We start from the raw sequence: 13,205 nt of genomic DNA on the forward strand, positions 1-13,205 counted from the left end.
ACCCAAAGAATTAAGTCTTTGGGTTTTGTTTTAAAAATACTTCTGCGCCTTCTCTGCGCTTCCTCAGTGCGCTTTGCGGTTATAGAAACATCATCCTCCAAACTTGCCTTTCAATGCAGCCAGTTTATCAGCCATTGATCCTTCTGGTTCTTTTCTCTCTGGTTTAGAAGCTGGTCTTTTCTCCATCTTTTTACCTCGCTCCGCAAATGGATCTGACTTCATACTCAGCGCAACTCGCTTACGAGGTATATCAACTTCCATCACAGTCACCTGCACTTTTTGATTCACAGAAACAATCTCATTCGGGTCTTTCACAAAGCGATCAGCCAGATGACTCAAATGAACCAATCCATCCTGATGAACTCCCACATCCACAAAAGCCCCAAAAGCCGTAATATTAGTCACTACGCCGGGTAGCTTCATTCCTACCTTAAGGTCAGACATGCTATTCACTGATTCCTCAAAAGCAAAAACTTCGAATGTCTCACGAGGATCTCTTCCCGGCTTTGCAAGTTCCTCCAAAATATCCTGAAGCGTAGGAAGACCAACCGTTTCAGACACATAATTCTTTAGGGAAATCCGATTTCTCAAATCCTCCGAACTCATCAAATCTGACACCGAGGAATTCACATCTTTAGCCATTTGCTCCACCAAAGCATAGCGCTCCGGATGAACTGCAGATGAATCCAACGGATGCTTTGCCTTGCTAATTCTTAAGAAACCAGCTGCCTGCTCAAATGCTTTCTCTCCCAATCTTGGCACTTTCTTCAATTGAGCGCGACTTTTGAATGGCCCATTCTCATTTCTGAATTCAACAATATTTTGAGCTAAAGTTGGCCCCAAGCCAGAAACGTAGGTCAAGAGTTGTTTGGAAGCAAGATTCACTTCCACTCCTACTCCATTTACAGCAGACATCACAGTATCATCCAAGGCATTCTTCAATGCATTCTGATCTACATCATGCTGGTATTGACCTACTCCAATTGACTTCGGATCGATCTTCACTAGTTCAGCTAGCGGATCCATCAATCGCCTACCGATTGAAACTGCTCCTCTGACAGTCAAATCCAGATCTGGAAATTCCTCACGCGCTACATCTGAAGCAGAGTAAATGGATGCTCCTGATTCGTTCACCATCGTTACAATCACCGATTTTGGAAGACCCAGCCCTTTTATAAAAGCTTCTGTCTCACGCCCAGCAGTTCCATTTCCAATAGCAATTGCTTCAATCCCAAATTTCTCCACCAATCCTTTTACGTTCATCGCAGCCTCCTGACTTCTGCGATTGGCTTCATGAGGAAAAATAGCTTCATAGTGCAGGAATTGGCCTTGGGGTCCTAGGCAAACTAACTTGCAACCTGTTCGGAAACCTGGATCAATTGCCATCACTGACTTTTCGCCCAAAGGTGCTCCTAGAAGCAGCTGGCGAAGATTCTCAGTAAATACTTTGATTGCTTCCTCGTCGGCTTTTTTCTTGGTAAGCAATCGAATTTCAGTTTCCATGCTTGGCTTAAGCAATCTCCTGTAGCAATTTTTGATCGCTAGCTTCACTTGATCCACAGAAGAATTGGAAACATCCTCCAAAATCATCTTTTCCATCTGATAGATAGCCGAAGCCTCTTCAGGAACAGAATCCAACATTAAAAACAATTCTTTCTCTCCTCTTCTCATCGCCAAAACGCGGTGAGATGGAGCCGATTTTATGGGCTCAGACCATTCGAAGTAGTCCTTGTATTTTATAGCTTCCTGTTCTTTGCCCGGTAAAACTCTGGAAGAAAAAATACCTTCATTCAAAAATAGCTTTCGCATCTTTTCTCTCAATTCAGCCTTCTCATTAATCCATTCAGCTATAATATCCCGAGCACCTTGAAGGGCTTCTTCGGAAGAATTCACTTCTTTGGCTGCATCCACAAACTTCTCTGCTTCAGCATCCAGATCAATAGATTTTTGCTCAAAAATCAGCTCAGCAAGTGGCTCCAAGCCCTTTTCTCTGGCAATTGTTGCCTTTGTTCTACGCTTAGGCTTATAAGGCAAATAGATGTCTTCTAGCTTTGACATAGTCTCCGCTGCATCCACTTTACTTTTCAATTCAGGAGTTAATTTTCCTTGCTCCTCGATTGACTTGAGCACAGCCTCTTTTCGCTTTGCCAGCTCTCTCAACTGTAATACCCGGTCACGAATAGCAGCTACTTGCACTTCATCCAGTTCACCAGTTGCTTCTTTTCTATATCGGGAAATAAATGGAACCGTTCCGCCCTCGTCCAGTAACTGCACCGTGGCATTTACTTGATGTGGTTTGATTTGTAGTTCTGTGGCTATTTGTACTTCGTAATTCATAATGGATGGAATCAAATCTAGCTTCGAAGGTAAGGCATTAGAATGGGTCGGAATGAATCAAAAAGTCAAAATCTGTGAGGATAGTTACTAAGGGATTGATTTTAAGATTGTAAAATTGGAAGATTTTAAAATTGAAAAATTTCGTCAAATCGAGTGGTTCTACCGTAAATCGTATTTCGTACTTCGCAAAATCATTGTTTATTAAAACTTAAAAGAGGTAAATGTGCTTCCTCTTTGGACTTGGTACATTGGACTTTGGACTCAAAAAATGGATTGGAAAAAAGAAATTAAGAGCTGGGGCATCATGCTCAGCGTAGTTGCATTTTTATATTTCACAGGGCTTTTGCCAGTGATTATGGGCGGAATACAATCAGTCATGCTTTCTACAGGCTTGATCAAACCAAAACTGGAAATTCCAGACCTCACCGATAAGCAATTCGACTATCGAGGTAAATTCCTCACGTTTGATGGGCAGCAAATTGATTTGGAAAGCTACCGAGGCAAAACCTTGTTCATAAATCTTTGGGCTTCTTGGTGTGGGCCTTGTCGTGCCGAAATGCCCCATATTTCCGAATTATATAAATCAGTACAGGAAGAGCCCGACTTAGAATTTCTCATGATTGGGATTGACAATAACATAGAGAAAAGTCGTGATTTTATAGAAGGTAAAAGCTGGACATTTCCTACCGCTCATGCTAGTTTTGGTTTAAATCAAAGCCTGCAAAGCCAATCTATCCCAACTACTTTGGTAGTAAACCCTGAAGGAAAGATCGTTTTCTACCAGGAAGGAATGAGTAATTTTAACACTGACGAGTTTCGGGAATTTTTATTGGGACAGGCCAAGCTTTAAGTAAAAAAGTCTCGTTATTGGGGTAATTAATAGCAGGAATTTGAGCAAAAACCAGGTACTATTCGTCAGGCTCTTAATAATTACTCTCTTCAATAGTTTGGAATTTACTTTATTGAAAAGAATTAATTTTAGAGTTACGTTGCTCTTGTAAACTCAATTTTGAGTTTATTTGATTCCCATTTTCAGCATTTATGAACGAAAACATCACTTCTCAGCATGAGCCAGAAATAGACAAAAGCAGGCTGATAGATGCTGTATTAGAAGAATTTCAGAAGTTCACAACGGGTGTAGCTGATCAAGTTGGCTCAGAAGAACTCTACACCTATCTATTCAAAAATGGAAGCAGCTTGCTAGCACACTATTGCGAAGCGGGCGAAGCTTGGCTAGACTCTGTAGAAGATAATGTCGAAATCACAGATCCTGACCATTACCTAATTCACTTTTCTTATCCAGACAGGATCAAATCAAGTTTATTACTTGTGAGAGATGTGCTCCTTCAGCTCAGCATAGCCCGGCTTCGGCATTCTGAAGGTTTAGTTTCGGAAGCTAAGATTCAAGAGCATTTTGAGGAGTCTCAAGCGCTGCTCACTACTGAATTAGAAAAATACCTACATTATTTCCAGCTTGAACGTAAAGCTATTTTGGGTAAACCTGAAGTACTCAGAAGAAAATTGGAATCAGTCAAACATTTCGCTAATCCTTGGAAAACATTCCATTCCCAATTTCAGACCATATCTGGCCAGTTTGATGAAATAAATCTTAACGATACCAGGCTAAAGCAAACCATTGACCAATACAGTCTGATTCATGAGTTGATTCTACAAATGAGGACAGACGTTCTCAATAAAAATTCCCTCTTTGAGCAGAAGGCCCTTTCCAGCTTAGAAGACCTTACAAAAATTAGCGAAATTGAGCAACTCAACTCCACATTAAAGTCTTTTGAGGATCTAATTAATTTAGGTGTTGGAATGGAAATCCGGTCGGAAAGCACCTTAAGAAATCTGGAAGATTCAGTAAATAAACTTACATCGCTTTCCGTGCCTGTAGATTCTGAAGGTGGGTATCTAGTAGTGAAAAAAATAGATTTTAGAAAAACTTCAGAAAAATGGCTTGACTACGAAATCCTTCCCTACCTCACTGATCTTTGGGATCTCCAAGAAGCTACTTTTTCTCCGCTGCTGAATATTGCTACGCAAATCAAAAGCAGTTTGCTTGTAGCGAAAAAAACACAACAGATTGCAAGTTTTGACGCTGAAATCAGCTCGTTAAATTCGATCACAGAACAACAAAAAAATGCTATCAAACAGAGTAAAGACCTTATCAAGCATATTGAAGATGTTCTTTCTCAAAGCTACAAAGTAACTGAGCTCTATACTTCAGAAGAATACCTTAAAGTCCCTTTTCAAACTAATTTCTCCAGACTAAAATCAAGTAAACAAGGGAGCTTCCATTCTTATTGGCAGAAAATGGCTCATGTCTTCAAAAATCTAGGTAAGCAGGTGAAAGATGCTAAGGAGAAATCACCACATCAACGCTTGGATATTGCCCTACAGATTCTTGAGACAAGAAATGAAAAGGAAACACCAGACCATTATCATTCTTTATTTCTAAACAAAAACTTTATCGGAGACCTATTTTTGGTTAGGCGAAGCGAGCAGGAAAAAGAAATTGAGAAAATTATAGGCTATTGGAAAAAAGGCCAAAATAGGTCATTAGCAGTTTTAGGAGATCCTCTCTGCGGCAAATCAGCCATTTTGGAGTATATCACGCATCAATTCAAATCAAACGAAGTACATCATCTCACTCCAGGATCGGAAATCAGCATAGAAGGCAGAAAACTAAAGGTGGGAAAAAATTTGGAAGAGGTATTGAACTTTGTTAAAAGATCAGTTAGCAATTCCAAACCACTTATAGTACTGGATGATTTACATCTTTGGCGAGATTCAAGCTCTTCTCTACTCACAAATGCTGAAGCGCTAATTGATTTCATCAGCTCTATTTCTTCCAAAATATTCGTGATAGTAGGGATGACAAATGCACTTCGGGTTCATTTAGATACCAGAATGAAATTCTCTCAAGGGTTTACTAATTTGTTGGATGTAAACACCTCCACCTCCGACGAAATTTATAAGGCAGTAATGCTGCGTCATGGTGCTTCTCATCGATCGATCTTTGAAAAGGATGGAGTTAAAATGAATGAAATCCAGCTTCAAAAGAAAATCGCCTGGCTTACCAAAAAATTTGATTTTAATATTGGCGCTGTATTGCAAGCGTGGATCTTTTGTACAGATGTTCAGGAAGATGGGTCAATTCGCTTTTCAGAAAAAGAGACACATCTCAATGATTTCTTAGCTATTGCTGAGCTTCTCATATTAAAAAATTGTTTGCTTTTTGGATATTCCAGTGATTTGGAACTCAAAAACTTGTTTACCGACAGATACGAAAATGAGTACAAGCCTGCCGTAAGAAAACTGCTGAATATTGGCGTTTTGGACAGGGATGCCAATGGGTACCTAATCGTAAAAAACACAGTGAGACAAGACCTTTATTCTATTTTGAAATACAGAGAATTACTCGCCTAATCAACCAATTTTACTATGAATCATTGGAATGATCTCCTTGTCTTAATTCTCATCGTATCAGCGATTTACCTAGCACTATCGCTATGTTTTTTCGGTCTTACCCGCTATGTCCGAAAAAGGAGGATTAGTGAAAAATATTTAATTCTGATTAATAAATTCCGACTCTTTTATAAGCCAACGGCTTGGCTAGTAATTATTGGTGGGTTTATAGCTTTAGACCCGGTTACACATGGTTTTATCATTTTGTTAGTCTTAGGTGTTGGCTACAAGCATCTTGGAAATTATATCAGCGGACTTTTCCTCAGATCTAGTCCCCTGCTCGCTATTCATACGCTGGTGAAAGCTGGGAAAATCCGTGGCAGAGTGAATAAAATCGGAAGCTTAGGAATGGTACTTGGAACCGATCAGGGTGAGCAATGGGTCTGGTTTAATTCCTTCGATCGAGCGGGTTTCACCTTGATTTCCAACCAAACAAATGAGCAACAACGCTCTCTTTATCTTAAATCCGAACATTCGAAGGAAAAGTTAGAGAACTTGATTTTCGATCATCCGATTTTAGCGCTGGGGAAACCCTCCAATCTAAAATCGCTTAGTGCTGAGAACACGTATTTGCTCCACTATACTTTGGTGAAAGGTGCACAGCAAGAAGATCTCACCAACTACCTGAATGATCACGATATCCAAACTAATTCCACTGAAAAATTTAACTCCTAATGGAACTTATATCCTCTTATAACTTGATCATTGAGTTTTCGGTGATAATTATTTTATCCTTTCTATTCAACGGTCTATCAAAGAAAACGAACATTCCTGCAGTGTTGATGCTGATCGCTCTGGGCCTGATACTTCAATATATCCTCGGATATTTCACCACAGAAACTATCGATTTTTTCCCGATTTTGGAGGTTTTAGGAATCGTTGGCCTTATAATGATCGTATTGGAAGCAGCACTAGAGCTAGAACTCAAGCGTGAAAAGCTCATCCCTATATTAAAATCTCTGGCAATAGCATTGATCGGTCTGATGCTCTCGACCTGGGCAGCAGCAAGTATTCTATATTATTACATTCCTGAGATGACCATGCAGTCCGCATGGCTTTATGCTACCCCACTTTCCATTCTTTCGAGTGCTATTATTATCCCAAGCGTGGCAGGGTTGAAAAGCAAAAAAAGGGAATTCCACATCTATGAAAGTACATTTTCAGACATTCTGGGAATTATGCTTTTCTACTTCCTCACCGGAAAATTAAATCCTGCTGAGGATTCTGGTTTGGTAGGTTTTGGAGGGAATTTCTTGTTGACTGTCGCTATTTCGTTGATAGCTAGCTATGCAATTATTTTGATTTTTCAGAAAATCAAAAGCAATGTGAAGCTTTTCTTGTTGATCGCTGTTTTGTTGCTTCTCTATGCATTAGGCAAAAAAATGCATCTTTCTTCTCTGATTATCATTCTGATTTTCGGGTTGGTGATCGCAAACATGAAGTTATTCTTCAAAGGCAAACTTTCCCGCTTATTGGACTATGCAAAAGCACATCAGATCTATCATGAATTGCACACAATCACTGCGGAAACAGCCTTTGTGGTTCGAACGCTTTTCTTTGTGATTTTTGGGTTAACTATTACCATTACTTCACTTTTTGATCTACAAGTAGCCTTAATCAGCTGTCTCCTGATCGGCTCAATCTATGGAATTCGAATTGTTCTATTACTGATTTTTGAAGGCAAAGACATTATTCCTCAAGTATTCATTGCTCCTAGAGGATTGATCACTGTTTTGCTTTTCTACGGCATTCCTAAGGAAGCTCAAATCGATAGTTTCGAGCCAGGAATTTTACTTTTCGTCATCATTGGCACTAGCTTAATCATGACTTTTGCTATGATCTATGAAAAGAAAAGATCGTCGCAAGCAATTGATCAAGCGAATAGCAGAGCTGTGGGATCCGTAAAGTGGAAAGCACCTAGCGTACTCGAAAATTCGGACTCCAAATCTTAAAAAACAGTTACTATACCTGCAGAAAACCTCCTTCAAGTCAATTTCGAATAGTTATCGTTGGCGACTTCGAAGATTTATCGTAATCTTAATTTTTCGACCCGATAACCTATGAAAAAGTTCTTGTTGAGCACTGTGCTCATCTTTTGCCTGTACAATTTCAATTTTGCCCAAACTTCCACGATTCTTTGGTACGATCAACCAGCTGTAGAATGGGAAGAGGGACTGCCAGTTGGAAATGGCAGACTTGGAGCAATAGTTATGGGTTTACCTGGACAAGAACACCTTCAACTTAACGAGGATTCTCTCTGGCCAGGAGGATATGAAGATTGGGGATTGGCAGAAGGAAAACGGGCTGATTTAGATCAAATTAGAGCCTACCTACTTGCAGGCGAAAACAAAAAAGCAGACTCATTATTGGTATTGAAGTTTTCCAGAAAAGGAGTGACTCGTTCTCATCAAACAATGGGAGATTTATGGTTTGACTTTGGCTATGTGGAAGCTGAAAACTACCGTCGAAGCCTTAATCTAGAAACTGCCACGGTACTCACTCAATTTATAAGTGAGGGCTTTGAATTCAGCCAGGAAGTTATTGCCTCTGCGCCGGACGATGCGCTAGTCATTAGATTCAAAACCAATCATCCTGAAGGTTTCAACGGTAAAATCACCATGAGTCGCCCAGAAGATAAGGGCTTTGCGACAGCCAAAACAGTAGCCCTAAATGAAAGGGAACTTGAGCTATCTGGAATGATCACTCAGCGCGGTGGGCAGCTTGATTCCAAACCAGTAGAGATTTTGAATGGAGTGAAATTCCGCACCCTACTTTTCGCTCAACATCAATCGGGGGAGATAAGCACAACCGACTCCACAATGGTAATATCTGGAGCCAAAGAATTTATGCTGAAATTGGTTTCTGAGACGTCATTTTATCACGAAGATTTTGGAGCAGAAGCGGATCGCCAATTAGAAAAAATCCAGTTAAAAAGCTGGGGAGAAATTCTTCGCTCCCATGAGACTGAATATGCCTCTTGGTTTGACCGCATGAGCCTGCAGCTTGGAAATGAAGAGCCGGATAAAATCGCCACAGATCAAAGAATTGAGCGAGTCAAAAATGGAGAGTTGGACTTACATCTTGAAAAATTGCTTTTTGACTATGGTAGGTACCTCCTAATTTCTTCAAGTAGACCCGGAACCAATCCGGCAAACTTGCAAGGACTCTGGAACAAGCATATCGCTGCACCTTGGAATGCAGATTACCATGTGAATATCAATTTGCAAATGAATTATTGGCCAGCCGATGTCACAAATCTGAGTGCATTAAACCAGCCACTTTTTGATTTTATTGACGGTGTAATAGAAAATGGAAAGAAAGCAGCCCGGGAAAACTTCGATATGGCTGGATCGATGGTTCCTCATACGACAGATCTTTGGCAAGTGGCCTTTTTACGTGCTGCTACAGCTTATTGGGGAAGTTGGATCGGTGCTGGAGGTTGGATCGGAAGACATTATTGGGATCATTATTTATTTACTCAAGACAAGCAATTTCTCGAAGAGCGGGCATTTCCAGCATTAGAGACAATCTCAGCTTTCTATTCAGACTGGCTGGTAAGCTATCCTTCAGAAGGCACTTTGGTTTCCTCTCCTTCTACTTCGCCAGAGAATCAGTTCGTCAATGCAAGAGGAGAAGTAGTGGCTTCCACCATGGGAGCAGCCATGGATCAGCAGATCATCGCAGATGTTTTCAACAACTATTTGAAGGCATCAGAGCTCTTGGGAAAGGAGACTCCACTTCGTGAAAAGGTGGAAAATCAACTGGCAAATCTTCGGCCTGGCGTTCAAATAGCGGAGGACGGAAGAATTTTGGAATGGGATCAGCCTTATAAAGAAAATGAAAAAGGGCACAGACATATGTCACATTTGTATGCTTTCCACCCTGGAGATGCCATCACATCAAGTGAAACTCCTGAAGCTTTTGCCGCTGTTCGTAAAACACTAGAATATAGATTAGCTAATGGTGGAGCTGGAACAGGTTGGTCACGCGCTTGGTTGATTAATTTTTCTGCAAGATTATTAGACGGAGAAATGGCTCATGAGCATATTCAAAAGCTGCTCTCACAATCACTCTACCCTAATTTATTTGATGGTCACCCACCATTTCAGATCGACGGGAATTTCGGTTATACTGCCGGAGTCGCTGAGATGCTTGTGCAGTCCCATGAGACAGGCCTCATCCGCTTGCTACCTGCACTCCCTAAAGCTTGGGAGAATGGCCGTGTGAATGGACTAAAAGCCAGAGGGAATTATACAATAGATATGACTTGGGAGGCTGGAGAACTAAAAACCTGTAGAATTCATGCCGGGAAGAGCGGTAGAATTTTGGTGTTTTATGACGGATCAGAAATGGATATAGATCTTGAAAGAGGACAAAGCTTCGAAGTAGAGTTTTAACTCCAGAGGATACAAGTAGTTATTACATCAAATAGTCTCGAAAGGACGGGCCTCTGGCTTAATTCGGAGTAAGCTATTCGGATACCTCGCTTGTCGAAGTGCCCCAAGGAATCTAGTTTGCTTACTGGAAGAAAATCGTAATGCTGTAACTTTCCTAAGTTGATACCAACATTTATCAATAGCTATAGATGTTGCCACACAATCTGATAAAGTGTAAATTACTACATCACTTAATCCAAAAATGATGAAAAAATCTCTCAGTTTAGCGCTAGTATGCCTTGCTATTTTTCCGGCTTTTTCCCAAACTGCTATGATCCCTTCTAAGGAAGTTCAAATCAAAACAGCAGTAATGGCTGCTCCAGAAGAAAAACAAGCAGATGCAACCGTATTGGGGTACCATGAAAATGGAGAACTTGTAGAATTGGAAAAAGGCACTAATGAAATGATTTGTATCTCAGATGACCCAAGTGCTAAAGGTTTTACCGTTTCCTGCTATGCTTCAGATTTGGAGCCATTCATGATCAGAGGACGAGAATTGAAAAATGAAGGAAAGTCGTTTCAAGAGATCTTTGACACAAGAGAGGCTGAAGCAAAAAATGGTAAACTCAAAATGCCCAAAGAAGGAGCTACTCTTTATGTGCTAAGTACTGATGCAGAAAAATATAACATGACAACTGGGGAAGTGTCTGATACTTATTTAAGATATGTTGTTTACCTACCTTGGGCTACTGCAGAGACAACTGGTCTTCCACTGAAACCTAGTGCACCAGGTATGCCTTGGATCATGGATCCGGGTACGCACCGGGCGCATATCATGATTACTCCTCCGAGGGATTAAGTGAAGTTCTCAGATTCAAGGGCAATTAATTAAAAGAATGATTTTACTTTTGGTTTATTCTCGATAAATAAATTTCCCTTAAATGCCTCTTTACGCAGAGCAGACCTTTAAAGGTCTGGACTACACCCAAGTACCACTTTCTCCTTCAGAATATGAACAGTGCACCTTTGAACAGTGCAATTTTTCAGGGCTTGATTTGAGAGGTAATAATTTTGAAAACTGCACCTTCAAAAATTGTGACCTAAGCAACACAAAAGTTCCAGACGTATCTTTTCAGCAAGTAAGATTCGAACATTGCAAAATGCTAGGCATTCACTTTCATGCGAGCAATCCATTTCTATTGGAATTTATCTTCAGCGGATGTCAACTTGACTATTGTAGCTTTTACAATCTGAAGATCAAAAAATCAAAATTCATCAATTGTAGGCTTTTGGAAACTGACTTCACAAAGGCAGATTTGACTGGATCTGATTTTCAAGGTTCTGACTTAAGCGGAACTACCTTTGACCAAACTACTGCAGAAAAAGTTGATTTCAGGAATGCAATCCACTATTCTATTGATCCAGAAATAAACAGAATCAAAGGAGCACGATTTGATTTGGATGGTTTACCTGGCTTGCTCGGAAGGTATGGAATTAAGATCGGCTAATTTTCAGGTTTAAATCACGGGTTATTCAACTGTAAATGAGGCTACTTTAGGATGATGATGTAGCATCCTGGTCATTAGTCTTTGATTTGATCCTTATCCTGAATTAATAGAACCCAATCTTCTTCGGGCCCAGAAGTTGGCGGCTGAAGTGAGAGGGAACTAGAAGGTTTCAGTTTTTTAATTGCTGTTTTCTTACCATTTCTCGGGTTATACCAAATCCCTTGAAGCTTATCTCCTGTCATTTCTGTCAAGTCTAACTTCACTTCCCTCGGTTTGGCCAAATAGACTATCACATATGAGCCATCGCTGGCTATAGCTGCTCGAATCTGATCTTCATTTTCTGGGTTTTCGGATAGTATCAAATTCTGATTGGATATAATTTTTGTAAAGTTTATTTCTTCAAAAAACCTCCTGAAATACTTCATTGATTCAGCTCCTGGTCGCTCTAATGCTCCTTTCCAATCAGTAAGCGTAGGAATCACAAAAACCTCCCCTTCCATATGCATCTGCCAAACAGCATTATTTCCATAGGTATATCCTGCCACTCCTGCAAGCATATCCCAATAAGCTAGTACCCTAACGTCATATCCTGTAAAAAAACCTTCCGGAAAAACCGATTGGTCACGAATATTCCCCTTTTCATCTACCTTATCAGCAAATTCTCCAGACTTAAAAGTCATGTATTTCCAAAACTTCACTGGAATATCTTCATAAGCTGGCTCCCCATCGACCGTTGGTTTCTGAGGCCTTAAAGCAAGATCCTTTCTGGCAAATCGATATACTTCCAAAAACTTTTTCTCATGTCCACTTTGATACATGTTGAAGTCCAGCCACTCCGGGTTATCCAAAGCATCGGAGCTGGAACTAAAGCCACGTGGATGAAATGTAGTCAAATGGCGGTTTTCGTCACCTTCTTCCAGTCCTTTAGCCATAGCATCCCAAATTTGAGCGACTTCTTCATTAGCTACCATTCGATCACCTCCTAATATCCAAACGAGGTCACTATTTCTATACCGCTCACCCAGAAACCGTCCATAAGTCTTAGCATTTACACTATCAAAAATCAATGGACCTGCACCTGGATTTGCGCTAAATATCTTGTCTCCCCAAGTAGGCAAAATCCCCATGGTCAAACCAAGTCTGTTAGCTTCTTCAATAATAAAATCTACATGGGCGAAATAGGCTTCATTGGGTTGGGTAGGATCCAAATTATGAAAAGGCAAATTACCATTTGCATTGGGCGTTTTCACCCCATCTCTTTCTGCCAAAATAACGGCTTGAATTACAGTAAAACCTTGCTTGGCGCGCGTTTGAAGATATAACTTAGCTTCTTCCTGATTGAGTCTATGAAATAACTCCCATGCAGTGTCTCCCAACCAAAAAAATGGTTCTCCTTCAGAATTCTCAAAATACCTACCATTTGGCGTAATCCTCAAATCTTGAGCATTTCCCAGATTTAGGAAGGTAAAAAAGCATATAACTAGTCCTATTATCTTCTTCATATTAGTTGGGA

The 13,205-nt window shown here is 40.4% G+C and carries 9 protein-coding genes; 7 read left to right on the forward strand and 2 right to left on the reverse strand.

Annotated elements, in window-relative coordinates:
• Window positions 1–90: 90 nt before the first annotated feature.
• Window positions 91–2,337 (reverse strand): Tex family protein, encoded by a 2,247-nt coding sequence (locus tag QOL76_RS02355; protein WP_283411416.1) that lies wholly within the window; start codon window positions 2,335–2,337, stop codon window positions 91–93.
• 268 nt (window positions 2,338–2,605) lie between these two features.
• Between QOL76_RS02355 and QOL76_RS02360 the strand changes: the two genes are divergently transcribed.
• The 7 genes from QOL76_RS02360 to QOL76_RS02390 all read left to right on the forward strand — a co-directional run bounded on the left by QOL76_RS02360 (window position 2,606) and on the right by QOL76_RS02390 (window position 11,692).
• Complete coding sequence (locus QOL76_RS02360; protein ID WP_283411417.1) at window positions 2,606–3,187, forward strand: TlpA family protein disulfide reductase; 582 nt, start codon at window positions 2,606–2,608, stop codon at window positions 3,185–3,187.
• 191 nt (window positions 3,188–3,378) lie between these two features.
• Entirely contained in the window at window positions 3,379–5,769 is a 2,391-nt protein-coding gene (locus QOL76_RS02365) for a P-loop NTPase family protein (RefSeq protein ID WP_283411418.1), read from the forward strand.
• Window positions 5,770–5,784: 15 nt separating this feature from the next.
• Window positions 5,785–6,483, forward strand: a complete 699-nt coding sequence (locus tag QOL76_RS02370) for a hypothetical protein (protein ID WP_283411419.1) — start codon at window positions 5,785–5,787, stop codon at window positions 6,481–6,483.
• Window positions 6,483–7,760: a cation:proton antiporter domain-containing protein gene (locus QOL76_RS02375; protein WP_283411420.1), complete on the forward strand. Its 1,278-nt coding sequence runs from the start codon at window positions 6,483–6,485 to the stop codon at window positions 7,758–7,760. Before QOL76_RS02370 ends, QOL76_RS02375 begins: the two co-directional genes overlap by 1 nt.
• A gap of 108 nt (window positions 7,761–7,868) precedes the next feature.
• Window positions 7,869–10,205: a glycoside hydrolase family 95 protein gene (locus tag QOL76_RS02380; RefSeq protein WP_283411421.1), complete on the forward strand. Its 2,337-nt coding sequence runs from the start codon at window positions 7,869–7,871 to the stop codon at window positions 10,203–10,205.
• Between the two features lie 244 nt (window positions 10,206–10,449).
• Window positions 10,450–11,043, forward strand: coding sequence for a hypothetical protein (locus QOL76_RS02385; RefSeq protein ID WP_283411422.1), 594 nt, complete (start codon window positions 10,450–10,452; stop codon window positions 11,041–11,043).
• Window positions 11,044–11,125: 82 nt separating this feature from the next.
• Entirely contained in the window at window positions 11,126–11,692 is a 567-nt protein-coding gene (locus QOL76_RS02390) for a pentapeptide repeat-containing protein (protein ID WP_283411423.1), read from the forward strand.
• A 74-nt stretch (window positions 11,693–11,766) separates the two neighbouring features.
• Here the strand turns inward: QOL76_RS02390 and QOL76_RS02395 are convergent, their stop codons facing one another.
• Window positions 11,767–13,194, reverse strand: a complete 1,428-nt coding sequence (locus tag QOL76_RS02395) for a glycoside hydrolase family 140 protein (protein WP_283411424.1) — start codon at window positions 13,192–13,194, stop codon at window positions 11,767–11,769.
• Window positions 13,195–13,205 lie beyond the last annotated feature (11 nt).

Origin of the sequence: Algoriphagus winogradskyi (genome assembly GCF_900182815.1) — a bacterium.
Lineage (GTDB): Bacteria > Bacteroidota > Bacteroidia > Cytophagales > Cyclobacteriaceae > Algoriphagus > Algoriphagus winogradskyi.